The sequence below is a fragment of the Thermobrachium celere DSM 8682 genome (genome assembly GCF_000430995.1).
In the GTDB taxonomy this organism is placed as follows: Bacteria; Bacillota; Clostridia; order Clostridiales; family Caloramatoraceae; genus Thermobrachium; species Thermobrachium celere.
The window spans coordinates 838,561-856,154 of sequence record NZ_HF952018.1; the positions used below are offsets into that span (position 1 = coordinate 838,561).

At 28.2% G+C, this 17,594-nt stretch carries 18 protein-coding genes; all 18 read left to right on the forward strand.

The window, feature by feature from the left end:
- The first annotated feature begins 70 nt into the window (after window positions 1–70).
- The 18 genes from TCEL_RS04545 (at window position 71) to TCEL_RS04630 (ending at window position 17,588) form a co-directional block, all read left to right on the forward strand.
- Window positions 71–1,330 carry a M16 family metallopeptidase gene (locus tag TCEL_RS04545; RefSeq protein ID WP_018661593.1) on the forward strand — a complete coding sequence of 420 codons (1,260 nt, stop codon included), beginning with the start codon at window positions 71–73 and terminating at the stop codon, window positions 1,328–1,330.
- Between the two features lie 3 nt (window positions 1,331–1,333).
- Window positions 1,334–1,774 carry a dUTP diphosphatase gene (gene dut / locus TCEL_RS04550; protein WP_018661595.1) on the forward strand — a complete coding sequence of 147 codons (441 nt, stop codon included), beginning with the start codon at window positions 1,334–1,336 and terminating at the stop codon, window positions 1,772–1,774.
- A gap of 47 nt (window positions 1,775–1,821) precedes the next feature.
- Window positions 1,822–2,070 carry a YlmC/YmxH family sporulation protein gene (locus TCEL_RS04555; protein WP_018661596.1) on the forward strand — a complete coding sequence of 83 codons (249 nt, stop codon included), beginning with the start codon at window positions 1,822–1,824 and terminating at the stop codon, window positions 2,068–2,070.
- Window positions 2,071–2,136: 66 nt separating this feature from the next.
- A complete protein-coding gene (gene dapG / locus TCEL_RS04560; RefSeq protein ID WP_018661598.1) occupies window positions 2,137–3,324 on the forward strand; it encodes an aspartate kinase in 1,188 nt (395 codons plus the stop codon).
- Between the two features lie 143 nt (window positions 3,325–3,467).
- On the forward strand, window positions 3,468–4,172 hold the full coding sequence (locus tag TCEL_RS04565; RefSeq protein WP_018661601.1) for a ClpP family protease: 705 nt from the start codon (window positions 3,468–3,470) through the stop codon (window positions 4,170–4,172).
- A gap of 68 nt (window positions 4,173–4,240) precedes the next feature.
- Complete coding sequence (locus tag TCEL_RS04570) at window positions 4,241–6,478, forward strand: FtsK/SpoIIIE family DNA translocase (protein WP_018661603.1); 2,238 nt, start codon at window positions 4,241–4,243, stop codon at window positions 6,476–6,478.
- Window positions 6,479–6,660: 182 nt separating this feature from the next.
- Complete coding sequence (gene rimO / locus TCEL_RS04575; RefSeq protein ID WP_018661605.1) at window positions 6,661–8,001, forward strand: 30S ribosomal protein S12 methylthiotransferase RimO; 1,341 nt, start codon at window positions 6,661–6,663, stop codon at window positions 7,999–8,001.
- Entirely contained in the window at window positions 7,985–8,503 is a 519-nt protein-coding gene (pgsA, locus tag TCEL_RS04580) for a CDP-diacylglycerol--glycerol-3-phosphate 3-phosphatidyltransferase (RefSeq protein ID WP_018661607.1), read from the forward strand. The genes rimO and pgsA overlap by 17 nt, the downstream gene beginning before the upstream one ends.
- A 164-nt stretch (window positions 8,504–8,667) precedes the next feature.
- The gene (recA, locus tag TCEL_RS04585) at window positions 8,668–9,696 is read left to right on the forward strand and encodes a recombinase RecA (protein WP_018661609.1); all 1,029 of its coding nucleotides are present in this window, start codon (window positions 8,668–8,670) and stop codon (window positions 9,694–9,696) included.
- Between the two features lie 58 nt (window positions 9,697–9,754).
- Window positions 9,755–10,378, forward strand: a complete 624-nt coding sequence (locus TCEL_RS04590) for a regulatory protein RecX (RefSeq protein ID WP_018661611.1) — start codon at window positions 9,755–9,757, stop codon at window positions 10,376–10,378.
- 5 nt (window positions 10,379–10,383) lie between these two features.
- A complete protein-coding gene (locus TCEL_RS04595; protein WP_018661613.1) occupies window positions 10,384–11,373 on the forward strand; it encodes a metallophosphoesterase family protein in 990 nt (329 codons plus the stop codon).
- Window positions 11,370–12,800 (forward strand): AAA family ATPase, encoded by a 1,431-nt coding sequence (locus TCEL_RS04600; RefSeq protein ID WP_018661615.1) that lies wholly within the window; start codon window positions 11,370–11,372, stop codon window positions 12,798–12,800. The genes TCEL_RS04595 and TCEL_RS04600 overlap by 4 nt, the downstream gene beginning before the upstream one ends.
- Window positions 12,801–12,823: 23 nt before the next feature.
- Window positions 12,824–13,063, forward strand: coding sequence for a hypothetical protein (locus tag TCEL_RS04605; protein WP_018661616.1), 240 nt, complete (start codon window positions 12,824–12,826; stop codon window positions 13,061–13,063).
- A 12-nt stretch (window positions 13,064–13,075) separates the two neighbouring features.
- Window positions 13,076–13,732 carry a hypothetical protein gene (locus TCEL_RS04610; protein WP_018661618.1) on the forward strand — a complete coding sequence of 219 codons (657 nt, stop codon included), beginning with the start codon at window positions 13,076–13,078 and terminating at the stop codon, window positions 13,730–13,732.
- A gap of 218 nt (window positions 13,733–13,950) precedes the next feature.
- Window positions 13,951–15,438 (forward strand): ribonuclease Y, encoded by a 1,488-nt coding sequence (gene rny, locus TCEL_RS04615; protein ID WP_242823450.1) that lies wholly within the window; start codon window positions 13,951–13,953, stop codon window positions 15,436–15,438.
- 152 nt (window positions 15,439–15,590) lie between these two features.
- Window positions 15,591–15,851, forward strand: coding sequence for a stage V sporulation protein S (locus TCEL_RS04620; RefSeq protein WP_018661622.1), 261 nt, complete (start codon window positions 15,591–15,593; stop codon window positions 15,849–15,851).
- A gap of 97 nt (window positions 15,852–15,948) precedes the next feature.
- A complete protein-coding gene (locus TCEL_RS04625) occupies window positions 15,949–16,377 on the forward strand; it encodes a PadR family transcriptional regulator (protein ID WP_242823436.1) in 429 nt (142 codons plus the stop codon).
- A gap of 17 nt (window positions 16,378–16,394) precedes the next feature.
- On the forward strand, window positions 16,395–17,588 hold the full coding sequence (locus TCEL_RS04630; protein ID WP_018661627.1) for a pyridoxal phosphate-dependent aminotransferase: 1,194 nt from the start codon (window positions 16,395–16,397) through the stop codon (window positions 17,586–17,588).
- Window positions 17,589–17,594: the final 6 nt, after the last annotated feature.

Sequence of the window (17,594 nt, forward strand, 5' to 3'; positions counted from 1 at the left end):
CCTTTTTTTGAAATTTATAAAAGTTTTTGACCTCTAATTTTAAACTATAAATTATTTTCAGGAGGTTTTTATGTATAAAATAATAAATTTAAAAAGTGGAATTCGTTTGGTTACTGAGTATATACCTTATGTTAACTCTGTTAGTGTAGGAATCTGGGTAAAAAGTGGTTCACGTTATGAAAATCAGGAAATTAACGGAATATCACATTTTATTGAGCATATGATGTTCAAAGGAACAAAAAATAGAACAGCAAAGCAGATAGCAGAGGATATTGAATCTTTAGGTGGTCAGATCAATGCATTTACTGCTAAGGAAGCAACCTGTTATTATGTTAAGATGATTGATCAGCATATTGATGTTGCAATGGATGTATTATTAGATATGGTTTTTAATTCAAATATGAATTTAGAGGATATAGAAAAAGAAAAAGGAGTAATAAAAGAAGAGATAAATATGTATGAAGATTCACCTGAAGATTTGGTAGGAGATTTATTATCTAAAGCTGCTTGGGATGGAGATACACTTTCATATTCAATATTAGGTAGTCATGATACAATAGACAAAATGTCTAGAGAAAAAATCATAAATTATATGAATGATACATATACGGCAGACAATATTGTAATTGCAATAACAGGAAATTTTAATGAAGAAAATGTCATAAATAAATTAGAATCATTTTTACAAAATATAAATGTAAAAGAAAGAGGAAAAGTTAATATAACAAATCCATCTATTAAAAGTAATATATTGTTTAAACAAAAGGATATTGAACAAGTTCATATTGGATTATGTATGGATGGAATTGAATTAGGGAATGAAGAAATATATACATTATCAGCTATAAACAATTATTTTGGTGGAGGAACTAGTTCAAGATTATTTCAAAGGTTAAGAGAAGAAAATGGATTAGTTTATACTATTTATTCATTTCCGTCATCCTATATTAATTGTGGTTCCTTTAATATCTATTTTGCTTTAAATGAAGCTCAGGTTGAAAAAGCTATTATGTTTATTAGAGAAGAGATAGAAAAGTTATATAAAAATGGTATTGATAAAGAAAGTATAAGAAAAGCAAAGGAACAACTAAAGGGAAATTATATTCTTGGTCTAGAGAGTGTTGCTAATAGAATGTTCAGTATGGGTAAGTCATTAATTTTACAAAATAAAGTTTACGAGCCTAAAGAAGTTTTAAATAGGATTGATGCTATAACAGAAGATGATGTAGAAAAAATAATAAATAAAGTATTTACTAAAGGAATTAAAGCAGCTGCGATTGTTGGCAAGAATATAAATGAAGATAAATATAAAAAAATAATTTGGGGGTAAAAAATGAAGTTACAAATAAAAAGGCTAGAAAATGCTAAGGATTTACCACTACCAAAGTTTATGACTGAGGGTTCATGTGGAATGGATCTTTATGCAAATGTTGAAGGCGAAGTTGTTGTAAATCCTATGGAAATTAAATTAATACCAACAGGTATTTCAATTAGTTTACCTATAGGTTATGAAGCACAAATAAGGCCAAGAAGTGGTTTAGCTTTAAAAAATGGGATTGCCCTAGTTAATTCACCAGGTACAATTGACAGCGATTATAGAGGAGAAATAGGTGTTATTTTAATTAATCTTGGAAAGGAACCTTTTATTATAAGACGTGGTGATAGAATAGCACAAATGGTAATAAACAAAGTTGTAATACCTGAAATTATTGAGGCAGAAAATTTAGATGAAACTATAAGGGGAAAAGATGGTTTTGGATCTACAGGTCTATAAACCATCTTTTTTCATATAATAGTATTATAAGGGGAGGGGGATCTATTATGAGTAAAAGGTTATCCGAACTTATGGAATTAGAAATAATAGATGTTTCAGAGGGTAGTAAATTTGGTACTATAGCAGATTGTGATATAGTTTTTAATAGACTTTCAGGAGAAATTGAAAGTTTAATAACTACCCCGAATTTTTCATTCTTTTCATTTAAAAATAAAGATTACATAGAGTTGCCGTGGAATAAAAGAATAAATGTTTTTAAAAAGACAATACTTTTTGATTTAAAAACTAAATTTTAATAGCAGAATTTGATGTAAAGTAGTATAATATAGTAGTGTTAGCATATGACTTGAGGAGGCCAAGATATGAAAATAATAGTACAAAAGTTTGGAGGAACATCTGTTTCAACTCAACAGAGAAGGGAAATGGTTGCAGATAAAGTAATTGATGCTATAAAAAAAGGGTACAAACCGGTTGTAGTAGTTTCTGCAATAGGACGAAAAGGGGATCCATATGCTACTGATACACTACTATCTTTAATTGATAATGAGAAGGCATATTTAGAAAAAAGGGAATATGATATTTTAATGTCATGTGGAGAAATAATTTCATGTGTTGTTATGGCAGAGGTATTATCAAAAAGAGGTTTAAAGCCCAGAGTATTAACTGGAGGCCAAGCAGGAATTATAACTAATGACAATTTTGGTAATGCTGATATATTAAGAATTGATACAACAAAGCTCATAAATTATATTAACGAAGGATATGTACCTGTTGTGGCAGGTTTTCAAGGTATGACTCAAAGCGGTGAAATTACCACATTAGGTAGAGGTGGTAGTGATATTACAGGTACTGCATTGGGAGCTGCTTTAAAGGCAGAATTTGTAGAAATTTATACAGATGTTGATGGAATAATGACAGCCGATCCAAGAATAGTTGATGATGCTCATTTAATTGAGACAATGAGTTATAATGAAGTATTTCAATTTGCTGATCAAGGTGCAAAGGTAATACATCCAAGAGCTGTAGAATATGCAATGAAGGTAAATATACCAGTCTACATTAAGAATACAATGTCAAATTCAAAAGGAACATTAATAACAGCATCTCGTGAAAGCATTGGCAGAATAATTACAGGAATAACACATATGTCATCAAGAACTCAAATAAGTGTTGAGTATGGCGAAGAAAATCAATATGTTGATGATGTATTTGATATATTAGCTGCGAATAAGATAAGTATAGATTTAATAAATGTTTTTCCAAACTATAGAGTATTTACTGTTGATTCAAAACAAGAAGAGAATGTAAAGAAAATTTTAGATGAATTAAAATTAAAATATACAGTTGTTTCAAATTGTAGTAAGATTGCAGTAATAGGAAATGGTATGAGAGGAATACCAGGTGTCATGGCTAAAATACTAAAGGCACTAAAGGAAAAGAATATTAAAGTGTTACAAACTGCAGATTCACATACTACAATATGGTGTTTAGTAAAGGAAGAAGATACAACAAATGCAATAAAAGCATTACATGAAGCTTTTGAGTTATAATAAAAAAATCCTATCAAGTAGTTTCTTGATAGGATTTTTTTATTTGTAAATTGCTTTATTACAACGTAATTAAAATAAATTTTATGTATAATTTTATAAATTGGTTATATATTGGTTAGAATAAATAACGAGGTGATAAAGTTATGGATTTCTTATTTAATGAAGAAAAACCTGATAAAGAAGTTCAAAAAAATATAGATGTTTCAGAAAATATAAAGGAACTGGGTAATTTTCCTAGTAGTCCCTTTATATCAGATATTTTTACAATGACAATAATAGGCCAAATTGAAGGGCATACAGTTTTACCACCACAGACTAAATCGACTAAATATGAACATGTTTTTCCTCAGTTAGTTAATGTAGAAGAAAATCCTAATATAAAAGGTCTACTTGTTATTTTAAATACTGTTGGAGGAGATGTTGAGGCAGGATTAGCAATTGCGGAAATGGTAAATAGTATAACAAAGCCTACAGTATCACTAGTTGTAGGTGGAGGACATAGTATAGGAGTACCACTAGCTGTATCTACAAAATATTCTTTTATATCCCCTACAGCAACTATGATTATACATCCTATACGTATGAATGGTTTAGTAATTGGTGTACCGCAAACATTTACTTATTTCCAAAAAATGCAAGATAGAATATTAAATTTTATTACTCGAAATAGTAGGGTTTCAAAAGAAAAATTACGTGAACTTATGTTGGAAACAGATGAATTGTTAAATGATATGGGTACTATATTGATAGGTCAGCAGGCAGTAGAACTAGGGTTAATTAATGAAGTTGGTGGTATTGGAGATGCAATAAGAAAATTAAGAGAATTAATTGATAAAGCAAATGCATAAAAATTGCATTTGCTTTTTTTTGCTAATATGTTATATTTTCATATAGAAGACTTTTGTGAGGTGATAGGATGGCTAAAAGTACAAAACGAAATAATAGTGACTTCAATTCAAGTTTAAAAAAAGAAATATATGGAATAATCATTTTTGGTATATCACTAATAATTGCACTTAGTATTTATATTAGACCAACGGGTATTGCAGGTGTATTTATAAGAGATTTTACAATGGGGATGTTTGGAATTAGTGCTTATATTTTTCCAATTTATTTTTTGATTATAGGGGCATTTTTTATAATAAAGAGAGGAAAAGCAAAGTTTAATAGAAAATTTTATTATGTTACAACATTGTTATACATAATAAATGTTATGTTAACCATATCATATTCTTCAAAATTGAATAATTTAAAATTCATTGAGAAGTTAAAGGAAGCATATTTAAATGGAATCTCCCTTAAAGGTGGAGGAGTAATTGGTGAACTGCTTGCATCACCAATGATTTATATATTTGGAAGTTTAGGAACATATATTATATTAATTTGTACAATAATTATTTTAGTAATTTTAATAACAGAAAGATCATTATTGTTTTCTACTTTGAATTTTATTGAAGGTCTAAAGAATAAAAATAAATTGAGAAAACAAATAATAAAAGATAGCAAAAATGATAGTGAAAAGATTGAAGACGAAAACAATGAAGCAGAAGTTAACGAACTAAAAGAAAATATAGAAAAAATAGATAAAAAAATTAAAATAGTTGATTTTCTAAAGGAAACAAAAGAGAAGGAAATAAAAGATGATTTTAAGGTAGATAAAATTGAGGATAAAGAAACAGCTGTAGATGAACTAAATGATCAAATAAGTAGTAGAAATAGTAATTTGATTGAATATAAATTTCCTCCTATTGACCTATTAAGTGAGAATAAATTTAAGGGAGGGATACAAGATAAGAAGGAGTTACTTCAAAACGCTAAACTACTTGAGGATACATTAAACAGTTTTGGAGTTGAAGCAAAAGTTATACAAGTAAATCGTGGACCGTCAGTAACAAGATATGAGGTGCAACCAAGTGCAGGTGTGAAAGTAAGTAGAATTGTTAATTTGTCAGATGATATTGCATTAAATTTAGCAGCACCTTCTGTAAGAATTGAAGCACCAATTCCAGGTAAATCAGCTATAGGAATAGAAGTTCCTAATAAAGAAGTAGTTCCAGTTACATTAAGGGAAGTTATTGAATCAAAAGAATTTAACGATTTTAAATCTAATCTTGCATTTGCTTTAGGTAAAGATATAACAGGAAAATGCATAGTTGCTGATTTAGCCAAAATGCCACATCTTCTTATTGCGGGTGCAACAGGTTCGGGTAAAAGTGTTTGTATAAATACTTTGATAACAAGTATTATTTATAAATCTTCACCTAATGAAGTAAAAATGCTGTTAGTAGATCCAAAAGTTGTTGAATTATCTATCTACAATGGTATTCCTCACTTATTAATACCGGTTGTAACAGAACCTAAAAAAGCGGCTTCAGCTTTATATTGGGCAGTAAATGAAATGACAAATAGATATAAAGCTTTTGCAGAAAATAATGTAAGAAATATAGAAGGCTATAATGAACTTATGAATAAAATAGATCCTTCTAAAAAAATGCCAAAGATAGTAATAGTAATAGATGAGTTAGCTGATTTAATGATGGTTGCTCCAAATGATGTTGAAGATGCAATATGCAGACTTGCACAAATGGCAAGAGCAGCAGGTATGCACCTTGTTATAGCAACTCAAAGACCATCTGTTGATGTAATTACTGGGGTTATTAAAGCAAATATTCCATCTAGGATTGCTTTTGCAGTATCAAGCCAAGTGGATTCTAGAACTATTTTAGATATGTCAGGAGCAGAAAGATTATTGGGTAGGGGAGACATGTTATTTATGCCAATAGGTGAGAGTAAACCTATTAGAATTCAAGGAGCATTTATTTCAGATAAAGAAGTAGAAGATGTTGTAAATTATTTAAAAAATAACAGTAACACAGAATATAAAGAAGATATTATTGATGATATTGAGAATAACATTGGAAATATTAATAACACAAATGATGATTATGAAGATGAACTATTTAGTGAAGCTGTAAATATTGCTATAGAAAGTGGACAAATATCAGCATCAATGTTGCAAAGAAGATTAAGAATTGGATTTAATAGAGCAGCAAGGTTGATAGAAGAGATGGAATCAAGGGGAATTGTAGGTAAACAAGAAGGAAGCAAACCAAGGCAAGTATTAATTTCTAAGCAAGATGTAGAAAAATATTAATATATATTGTAAATCAACCTCGTATATTATAAAATATATGAGGTTGATTTTTGTCGCAAAACAAAAAAATATAATTAATGATGTAAGAATGAGAAGTAATAAGTAAAATAAAGAAAAATAAAGCAAAATAGAAATAATCAAAGATAATTGCCCAGGAAATAAGATTAAAGGAGTTGATAAGATTGAAATATAAAGTAGGTTTAATTTCATTAGGTTGTGATAAAAACAGAATTGATGCTGAGGTTATGCTATCAGAATTAAAAAAGAATGGATTTGAAATTGTAAATGACGAAACAAAGGCAGATATAATCATAGTAAACACCTGTGGATTTATTGAATCAGCAAAGAGAGAATCAATAGAAACTATACTTGAAATGGCACAAAATAAAATAGAAGGTTCATGTAAAGCTATAATTGCTACTGGTTGTATGGCAGAAAGATATAAACAGGAGTTAATAGAGGAAATGCCTGAGCTTGATGCAGTTGTTGGAACAGGCAATTATACTAATATTGTAGAAATTGTTAATAATATTTTAAATGGAAATAATAAGATTGTAAAAGTAGGAAATATAAATTATAATTTAGAATATAAAGAAAGAGTTTTAACAACACCAAGACATTATGCTTATATTAAAATAGCTGAAGGATGTAACAATAATTGTAGCTATTGTATTATCCCACAGCTAAGAGGTAGGTTCCGAAGCAGAAAGATGGAGGATATCATTAAAGAGGCCAATCAACTTGCAAAACAAGGTGTTAAAGAATTAATTTTAGTTGCACAGGATACAACTATGTATGGTATAGATATATATGGGAAGAAGATGCTATGCAAGTTGTTAACTGAACTTGAAACCATAGAAGGTATAGAGTGGATTAGGATAATGTATTCTTATCCAGAAGAAATTGATGATGAATTGATTGATACGATAAAAAATAGTAAAAAAATTTGTAACTATTTTGATATTCCAATACAACATATAAGCAATAATATATTAAAATTGATGAATAGAAGAACAACTAAAGAAAGAATCATTGATGTTATTACTAAAATAAGAACAAAAATTAACAATGCAGTTATAAGAACATCATTAATAGTAGGCTTTCCTGGCGAACAGGAAGAGGATTTTAATGAATTAGTTGAGTTTATAAAAAATTATAAATTAGATAGAGTTGGAGTTTTTGAATATTCACAGGAAGAAGGTACAAGAGCAGCACTGATGGAAAACCAAATACCAGAGTATATAAAAGTAAAAAGAAAAGATAGGTTGATGAAAATACAAAGAAAAATTTCATTAGAAAAAAATAAAAGTTTAATAGGAAGTGTATTAGAGGTAATAATTGATGGTATAACAAGTGATGGAGTTTATTATGGTAGAACATATGGAGATGCACCAGAAATTGATCAAATTGTATATATAAATACAAAAAATAAATATAATAATGGTGATATTATTAAAATTAAAATTGTTAATGCGTTTGAATATGATTTAATAGGAGATGATTTAAATGAATTTGGCAAATAAAATTACAATTACGAGAATTTTCTTAGTTCCTGTATTTTTGTTTTTTCTATTAGTCAAAATGCCATATGGTAATTTAACAGCTACATCTATATTTATTATTGCAGCATTAACGGATACTTTAGATGGATATATTGCTCGTAGCAGAAATCAGATTACAAAATTCGGAAAATTCTTAGACCCGTTAGCTGACAAATTGATCGTGACTGCAGCCTTAGTTGCTCTTGTTGAACTAAAGAAAATACCATCATGGCTTGTAATTATTATATTGGCTCGTGAATTTGCAATAACAGGCTTAAGAGCAGTTGCAGCATCTGAAGGAAATGTAATTGCAGCTAGCAATTGGGGTAAATTAAAAACGATAACTCAAATAATAGCAATAATAGCAGCATTAATTGAAATGAAATTTAACATATATTTAATGTATATAGCTACTATAATAACAATTATATCTGGTATTGATTATATTTATAAGAATAGAAAATTTATAAACTCAAAAGATTGAAATAGGACAAACGATTTGTTTGTCCTATTTATATTATTCTCAAAATATTACTAAAATGATATTATCAAAAATGATAAAGGTCAACAATAATAAATATTATTGTTGACCTTTATAAAATTTTATTATATAATAAGAACAGATGTTCGGGGAAAGGAAGGATTAAAATGAACGAAAAACAAAAAGCACTAGAATTAGCATTAAGTCAAATAGAAAAACAGTTTGGTAAAGGTTCAATCATGAAGTTAGGCGAAAATTCTAAATTGAATGTTGAAGCAATATCAACAGGTTCATTAGATTTAGATATAGCATTAGGTATAGGAGGAGTACCTAGAGGTAGAATAGTTGAAATTTATGGACCTGAGTCTTCAGGTAAGACTACTGTTGCTTTGCATATAATAGCAGAAGCTCAAAAAAATGGGGGTACAGCTGCCTTCATAGATGCAGAACATGCACTTGATCCTACATATGCTGCAAAACTAGGTGTAGATGTATCAAATTTAGTTGTATCACAACCAGATACAGGAGAACAAGCATTAGAAATTGCTGAAGCATTAGTTAGGTCTGGTGCAATTGATGTCATTGTTGTAGATTCAGTCGCTGCACTTGTTCCTAAAGCAGAGATTGAAGGTGAAATGGGAGATGCTTTTGTAGGATTACAAGCAAGATTAATGTCACAGGCTTTAAGAAAATTAGCAGGTGCTATAAATAAATCTAAATGTGTGGCTGTATTTATTAACCAGTTAAGAGAAAAAGTTGGTGTTATGTTTGGTAGTCCTGAAACAACTCCAGGTGGTAGAGCACTTAAATTCTATGCTTCAGTTAGATTAGATGTAAGAAAGGTTGATTCAATAAAGCAAGGTGAAGATGTTATAGGAAGCAGAACAAGGGTAAAAGTAGTAAAGAATAAAGTTGCTCCACCTTTTAAACAGGCAGAATTCGATATAATGTATGGCGAAGGAATTTCAAGAGAAGGTAATATACTAGATGTTGCAGTAAATAATAACATTGTTCAAAAGAGTGGTGCGTGGTTTTCATATAAGGATATAAAATTAGGACAAGGTAGAGAAAATGCTAAAAGTTATTTAAAAGAAAATCCTAATTTAGCATTAGAAATAGAGAATGCAATAAGACAAAAATATAATTTACCTTTAAATTTACCAGCAAGTTCACAGGATAATAAAAAAGAAGAATAAATGAATTAAATAAACATCCCAGATGGGATGTTTATTTTCAATTTTTAGAGGTGATTAGATGAAAATTACATATATAGAGAAACAAAAAAATAACAGTAATAGATATAATATTTTTGTAGATGGTAACTATTGTTTTTCAGCAGAATTAGAGGATATTATAAAATATCAAATTGATATAGATAGAATATTTTCTAAGGAAGAGTTAGAGAAAATAATTGAGAAATGTGAAATAAGTAAAGGTTTTAAATATGGATTAAATCTTTTAAGTAATAAAGATTATACAAAAAGTGAAATGTTTGATAAATTAAAAGAGAAGGGATATAGTGATAATAGTATAGAAGTTATATTAGATAAATTATGTGAATATGGATTTGTGGATGATATGAAATATGCAGAAAAATTTGCGTACAGAAAAGTAAAATTAAATAAAATAGGAAAAAAAAGAATTATAAACGATTTAAAAAATAAAGGTATTGAAGCTGAAATATTAGATAAGATACAATTTGATGAAGAAGAAATTTTAAACAATGCATATGCTTTACTTATCAAAAAGTTAAAAGGAAATAAAAAAGATAAAGAAAGTCTTCAGAAAGCGATAAGATATTTATATAATAAAGGGTATACTTTTGAAGAAATAAAAAAGGCTGTATTTAAAATAAATAATGAAATAGATTGGGAGTAGGTATTATGAAGGTTTTATTTTTTACAGATACACATATAAGAGGAACAAATCCTAGATCGCGACTAGATGTATTTCAGGATACCTTATATAATAAATTAAATGAAATACTTAACTTTATAAAAGAAAATAAAGTCAATTATGTTATATTTGGAGGAGACTTATTAGATAGGCCAGATGTATCGTTATCGGTTATGCAAAGGTTTATCTATCTATTAAATCAATTTCCAAAGCCTATATATATGGTTTTAGGTAATCATGATATTTATGGACAGAATCCCAATACTGTAAACAGAACAATTATTGGTATTTTAGAAACATTAGGTATAGTTCATATATTAGATAATAATCATGTAATTTTAGAAGATGAAGAAATGAAAATTAAAGTAACAGGTGCCAACTATTATTATGATATTGATGTTGATATAAATAAGGAGAAATATATATCCAAAAACAAAGATGGATGTGATTATTTAATTCATGTTGTACATGGTATGTTAATGGAAAAATCGTTTATTAAGGAGGTACCTCATACTTTAATTGATGACATTTTTAGTATGACTGAGGCAGATATTACATTATGTGGACATTATCATACTGGTTATGGAGCTTTAAAAATTAACGATAAATATTTTGTAAATCCTGGAGCGCTTGTTAGAATTAATAATAGTCTTTCGGAAATAAAAAGAAGTCCTTCTTTTGCTGTTATTAATTTAGAAAAAAATAATATAGAGATAAGTATTGAAAAATTAAAGACAGCTCCAGAGGGAGAATTAGTTATAGATAGAAGTTTTGTCAAAGAACAGGCACAAAGAGAAGTAATATTAAATAAAATAATTCAATCGGTAAATAGTTACGGAGAATTCGAGATGTTAAGTATAAATCAAATTGTAGAAGAAATAGCAAGAAAAGAAGCAATACCTGATGAAATAAAAAAAGAGGCACTTGATAGGTTATCGAGAGCACACTTACTTTTATCAAATGAGGTGGTAGATTGATATATATAAAATCAATTGAAATAGAAAATTTTCAATCCCATGAGTTTACTAAAATTGATTTTAGTAGTAATTTGAATGTTATTGTAGGACCATCGGACAATGGCAAATCAGCTATAATAAGAGCTTTAAAATGGGTATTGTTTAATGAACCCAAAGGAACAGAATTTATTCGTTTTGGGGCTTCTTATTGCAGAGTTTCAATTGTTTTGTCTAATGGTATAAAAATAATTAGGGAAAGGACAAAATCTAAAAATCTTTATAAATTAATAGAAGGCGAAAATGAGACAATATATGAGGGTTTTGGAAATGATATACCTTTAGAAATACTTGAAGCACATAAAATAAAGAAAATACAAATAGATAAAGATACTAATATTTGTTTAAATATCTCTGAGCAATTGGAAGGACCTTTTTTGTTAAGCCAGCCAAATTCATATAAGTCAAAAGCTATAGGAAGGATTGTTGGACTTCACATAATTGATGAGGCAATAAAGGAGATCAATAGAGAAATTAGCTCAATACAGTTTGAAAAAAGAAATTTAAAAGATGACTTAGATAAACTAGATAAACAAATAAAAGATTTAGAATATATTTATGATCTAGAAGATTTAATATTAAAAAAAGAAACATTAATTAAAAAAATTCAAGATAAGCTTGATTTGTTAGACAAACTAAAATATTATAAAGAACTAATAAATCAAATTGATCGAGAAATTGATTATGAAGAGAGTTTGGTTAGTGAATTAAGAAAAATAGAGAAAATAGACTTGGAATTATTAGAAGTAAAAGTTTATAATTATACTAATTCTACAAAGCTTTTAAAAAATATGAAATTATTAGCAAAAGAAATTAAGAATCAAAAAGATATATTAAACAATACAAGTAATTTAGAACATATAGAAATAAAGCTTAAGATCCTTGAAAATTATTTAAAAAAGTATATAGACATCATAGATTATTATAAAAAATATAAGCTAATTGAAAATGAAATAGAGAATAATAGAATAATAGAAATTGAAACTAAAAATGTACAAGAAATAAATAATATATTGGTTAGATTAGAAAAAGTAATAAGCAAATATAGTGCATTAAGTGATAAATATCAACAATTAAATCTATGTATTAATTCAATAAATAAAGGTAATGAATATATGAAAAAATTCCGTTATCAAGAAGAATGCCAGAATAAAATAGTTAATATAGAAAAACTCTATAATGTATTAATTAATATTATTACACTTAAAAAAGATTTTGATATGATAGAAAAGGAATTTAAAGCTGTAGAACAGAATTACAAAGATTGTTCTCAAAACATATATAATCTAACAGAAGAATATAAGAATATTTTAAAAAATATTTCTGTGTGTCCTTTGTGTGGAAGTGATATTGATGAATTAAAAATAGATAAGATACTAGAATCAATTTAATTATAGTGAGGAGGAATATAAAAATGATAAACTATGAAGATAAATTAAATGAGCTAAAGAAAAAATTAGAATATGCTAAAAATAAAAGAATTAAAGCAGAAACAAGATTGGAACAATTGCAATTACAAAAAAACGAAATTATGAACGAAATAAAAAAGTTAGGTTTTGAACCTGATAACTTAGAAAATGAAATTAAAAGCTTAGAAGATGAAATTGTAAAACTTATAAATGAAGCAGAATCCTTAATGCCAAGGGATATATAATAAGGTGATTTTATGTGGAGAGAAAAAATACAGAACTTAAATAAAAGTTTAAATCAAGAGAAAGAAATTTATTATCAACTCAAAGGTAAATTAGATACATTAAATAATGAAAAAATAAAATTAAATGAAAAGATGGAAATTTTAGATAAAAAAGAATTGACGTTATTAGAAACTAGAAGGTTGTTACAGAGTGTATCTGAATATGCAAGAAATCAATCAAAGCAACAAATAGAATATATAGTAACCAATTGCTTACAATATATATTTAACTCTAATATTGAATTTAAAATAGAGTTAAATGAAAAAGCAAATCGTAATGAAGCTGATTTTTATGTTATTACTCCTCTTGATAATGGACAAAATGTGGTAACAAGACCAGAGGTTTCAAGAGGAGGGGGAGTTGTTGATATTGTATCCTTAGCGTTAAGAATTGCCCTTTTAGAAGCTCATAATCCAAAGATTAATGGTCCTTTGATCTTAGATGAACCTGCTAAACATGTAAGTGATGATTTTATAATAAATGTTGCAGAGTTTTTGAAACAGGTATCTAATATGTTTAAAAGACAGATAATTATGGTTACACATAATACCCATTTACTTGAATCAGCTGATAAAAAGTATAAGGTTGAATTGATTGACAATGTAAGTACTGTTACCCCTCTAACTTGACATAAAATTAAAACTATAATAAAATAAAGACAAATAATGGTTTCAATTTGCTTTGTTTCTTGCTTCTATTTGTTAGAGTCTCTAAATTGAATTTTACTTAAAAAATAACAAATATATGATAAATTAAGTTTAATTTTTTTGACGTTTTGAGGGAGGTGTTGTGTATTAGTACTCTTGTATGGCTATTATTAATTGGAGCAACAGGTATTATAGCCTTTATGCTAGGCTATTTTATTAGAAAAAATATATCTGAAAAGAAGATTCAATCTGCTGAAGAATTAGCTAAAAAAATAGTTTCTGATGCAGAAAAAGAAGCTGAATCAAAAAAGAAGGAAGCAATAATTGAAGCTAGAGAAGAAGTTCATAAGCTTAGAAATGAGTTTGACAAGGAAGTAAGAGAAAGAAGAAATGAACTTCAAAGAATGGAAAGAAGATTAATATTAAGAGAGGAGACTCTCGATAAAAAGGTTGAAGCATTAGAAGCAAGAGAGGAAAATTTAACTAAAAAACAACAGGAAATACAAGAATTACAGGAACAATTAAATGAGGTTTACAAGAAACAAATTCAAGAGCTTGAAAGAATAGCAAATTTAACAACAGAGGAAGCAAAAGAAATTATTTTAAGCAATGTTAGAGAAGAAGTTAAACATGATGCAGCAATGCTTATAAAAGAAATTGAAACAAAAGCAAAGGAAGAAGCCGATAAAAAAGCGAGAGAGATAATTGCTTGTGCTATTCAAAGATGTGCTGCAGATCATGTTGCTGAGACAACAGTTTCAGTTGTAAACCTACCTAACGATGAAATGAAAGGTAGGATAATAGGAAGAGAAGGTAGAAATATTCGAACATTAGAAACATTAACAGGAATTGATCTTATAATTGATGATACTCCTGAAGCTGTTATTTTATCAGGTTTTGATCCAATTAGAAGGGAAGTTGCTCGTTTAGCGTTAGAAAAGCTTATTGCAGATGGTAGAATACATCCTGCAAGAATTGAAGAGATGGTGGAAAAGGCAAAGAAAGAAGTTGAAAATGATATTCGAGAACAAGGTGAACAAGCTACTTTTGAAACAGGTGTACATGGTTTACATAGCGAACTAATAAAGTTGCTAGGTAGATTAAAGTATAGAACAAGTTATGGACAAAATGTTTTAAAGCATTCAATTGAGGTTGCATATTTAGCAGGATTAATGGCTGCAGAATTAGGTGCAGATGTTGCTTTAGCAAAGAGAGCAGGTTTATTACATGATATAGGTAAAGCATTAGATCATGAAATAGAAGGACCTCATGCTATGATAGGTGGAGATATACTAAAGAAATATAATGAATCTCCAGCAGTTATACATGCGGTTTCAGCACACCATGGTGATATAGAGCCTCAAACAATTGAAGCTATTCTTGTTCAGGCTGCAGATGCAATTTCAGCTGCTAGACCTGGAGCAAGAAGAGAAACACTTGAGGCATATATAAAGAGATTAGAAAAATTAGAAGAAATAGCTGATTCTTTTGATGGTGTTGAAAAATCATATGCTATTCAAGCAGGTAGAGAGATTAGAATAATGGTAAAACCAGAACAAATTTCTGATGCTGATGCTATACAAATGGCAAGGGATATAGTAAAAAGAATTGAAAGTGAGTTAGAATATCCAGGTCAAATTAAAGTTAATGTAATAAGAGAAGTTAGAGCTATAGAATATGCAAAATAATAGGACAGTTTATTACTGTCCTATTTTTAGTTTTTTGTCTTAGATTTTTGGAATTATTAAATTATTTAACAATTTTAAGAAGGATTTTTTTAATTTATGTAGAATATAGAATTATGAGAAAATAATAAGCAACTTTAAGGAGGTACTAAAACATGGAAGTATTAAAGGTTTCAGCAAAATCAAATCCAAATTCTGTAGCAGGTGCTTTAGCAGGTGTTGTAAGGGAAAAAGGTGTTGCAGAGATGCAGGCTATAGGTGCAGGTGCTATTAATCAAGCTATAAAGGCTGTTGCAATTGCAAGAGGATATGTAGCACCAAGTGGAATTGATTTAATATGCATCCCTGCATTTACTGATGTTAATATTGATGGTGAAGAAAGAACAGCAATAAAGTTTATTGTTCAGCCAAGATAATAAATAAAATTAAAATGGAGAGAAAACTCTCCATTTTTTATTTATTTTAAAAAAATGAAAGAAAAGTTGCAAACTGTATAGACATATAATTGTTTTAATGATATATTTTAAGTATATTAAGTGTATATTTAAAATTGAAGAGGTGGATGAAATGGTATCTACAGGTGGGCAGAGGAATAGACAGCTACCTAGTAAGTTTAATACAACAACTGTTGTAAAACTATTTATATTACATTTTTTAAATCAGAAGAATTGTTATGGAAATGAATTGATAGATTTAATAGAAAAAAGTTTAAATTACATATGGCGCCCTAGTCCGGGAATGATTTATCCACTTTTAAGGGATATGGAGGATAATTTGTTAATTGAAGGTTGGTGGGAGGAACCAGATAAAAAAACAAAAAGAATATATAGAATAACTGAAGATGGGAAGAAGCATTTTGAAGTTATTAAAAATATAAATAAACCATTAATAGAAGAATCAATGTATATTTTAAAATATACATTAAATACAATATATGATTAATTCGGGGAGGGTAAAATATGGAGTTATCAAGAAAAGCAAAGGCAATTACACCATCTACAACACTAGCAATAACTGCAAAAGCTAAAAAGATGAAAAGTGAAGGAATTAATGTAATAAGTTTTGGTGCAGGAGAACCTGATTTTGATACTCCTCAATTTGTAAAAGATGCAGCATTTGATGCAATAAACAAGGGGTTAACTAGGTACACTCCTGCATCAGGTATAATCGAATTAAAGGAAGCTATTTGTATGAAGCTAAAGGAAGAAAACAATTTAGAATATTCTCCAGCAGAAATAGTTATATCGAATGGCGCAAAGCATTCAATTTATAATGCGCTAATGGCAATTTGTAATCCAGGTGATGAAGTTATTATTCCTGTACCATATTGGGTGAGCTATCCTGAATTAGTTAAATTGGTTGATGCAGTGCCTGTTTATATTAATACATCAGAAGACAATCAGTTTAAAATAAAAATTCATGAATTAGAAGAAAAAATAACATCAAAAACAAAAGCTATTATATTAAATAGTCCAAGTAATCCAACTGGTGCAGTTTATACAAAAGAAGAATTAGAGAAAATAGCTGAAATTGCTGTAAAGCATGATTTGATAGTTATATCAGATGAAATATATGAAAAGTTAATATATGATGAATACAAACATATAAGTATAGCTTCATTAAATGATGAAATTAAAAATAGAACAATTGTAATAAATGGTATGTCTAAGGCATATGCTATGACTGGTTGGAGAATAGGTTATACAGCTTCTAATAAAGAGATAGCATCACTAATGGCTAATATACAAAGTCACGCTACATCAAATCCTAATACAATTGCTCAATATGCAAGTGTGGCAGCATTGAAAGGCGATCAAGAAGTAATAGAAAAAATGAGAAAAGAATTTGAATTAAGAAGAAACTATATGGTAGACAAGATAAATAGTATTGAAGGTTTAAGTTGTGTTAAACCTATAGGTGCATTTTATGTAATGATTAATATATCTAAACTAATAGGAAAATCATTTAATGGAAATATAATAAACTCATCATTAGAATTTGCAAATGTTCTATTGGATGAAGAAAAGGTAGCTGTAATTCCAGGAGACGCTTTTGGAGATGATAATTATATTAGATTGTCATTTGCAACTTCTTTGGAACAAATAAAAGAAGGGTTGAATAGAATTGAAGCTTTTATAAAAAAATTAAAGTAGGGGTGT

What these genes read in the sequence shown, in the direction of transcription:
- TCEL_RS04545 (WP_018661593.1), top strand. Translation starts at nt 71, where the DNA reads ATGTATAAAATAATAAATTTAAAAAGTGGAATTCGTTTGGTTACTGAG.
- dut (WP_018661595.1), top strand. Translation starts at nt 1,334, where the DNA reads ATGAAGTTACAAATAAAAAGGCTAGAAAATGCTAAGGATTTACCACTA.
- TCEL_RS04555 (WP_018661596.1), top strand. Translation starts at nt 1,822, where the DNA reads ATGAGTAAAAGGTTATCCGAACTTATGGAATTAGAAATAATAGATGTT.
- dapG (WP_018661598.1), top strand. Translation starts at nt 2,137, where the DNA reads ATGAAAATAATAGTACAAAAGTTTGGAGGAACATCTGTTTCAACTCAA.
- TCEL_RS04565 (WP_018661601.1), top strand. Translation starts at nt 3,468, where the DNA reads ATGGATTTCTTATTTAATGAAGAAAAACCTGATAAAGAAGTTCAAAAA.
- TCEL_RS04570 (WP_018661603.1), top strand. Translation starts at nt 4,241, where the DNA reads ATGGCTAAAAGTACAAAACGAAATAATAGTGACTTCAATTCAAGTTTA.
- pgsA (WP_018661607.1), top strand. Translation starts at nt 7,985, where the DNA reads ATGAATTTGGCAAATAAAATTACAATTACGAGAATTTTCTTAGTTCCT.
- recA (WP_018661609.1), top strand. Translation starts at nt 8,668, where the DNA reads ATGAACGAAAAACAAAAAGCACTAGAATTAGCATTAAGTCAAATAGAA.
- TCEL_RS04590 (WP_018661611.1), top strand. Translation starts at nt 9,755, where the DNA reads ATGAAAATTACATATATAGAGAAACAAAAAAATAACAGTAATAGATAT.
- TCEL_RS04595 (WP_018661613.1), top strand. Translation starts at nt 10,384, where the DNA reads ATGAAGGTTTTATTTTTTACAGATACACATATAAGAGGAACAAATCCT.
- TCEL_RS04605 (WP_018661616.1), top strand. Translation starts at nt 12,824, where the DNA reads ATGATAAACTATGAAGATAAATTAAATGAGCTAAAGAAAAAATTAGAA.
- TCEL_RS04610 (WP_018661618.1), top strand. Translation starts at nt 13,076, where the DNA reads ATGTGGAGAGAAAAAATACAGAACTTAAATAAAAGTTTAAATCAAGAG.
- rny (WP_242823450.1), top strand. Translation starts at nt 13,951, where the DNA reads ATGCTAGGCTATTTTATTAGAAAAAATATATCTGAAAAGAAGATTCAA.
- TCEL_RS04620 (WP_018661622.1), top strand. Translation starts at nt 15,591, where the DNA reads ATGGAAGTATTAAAGGTTTCAGCAAAATCAAATCCAAATTCTGTAGCA.
- TCEL_RS04625 (WP_242823436.1), top strand. Translation starts at nt 15,949, where the DNA reads ATGATATATTTTAAGTATATTAAGTGTATATTTAAAATTGAAGAGGTG.
- TCEL_RS04630 (WP_018661627.1), top strand. Translation starts at nt 16,395, where the DNA reads ATGGAGTTATCAAGAAAAGCAAAGGCAATTACACCATCTACAACACTA.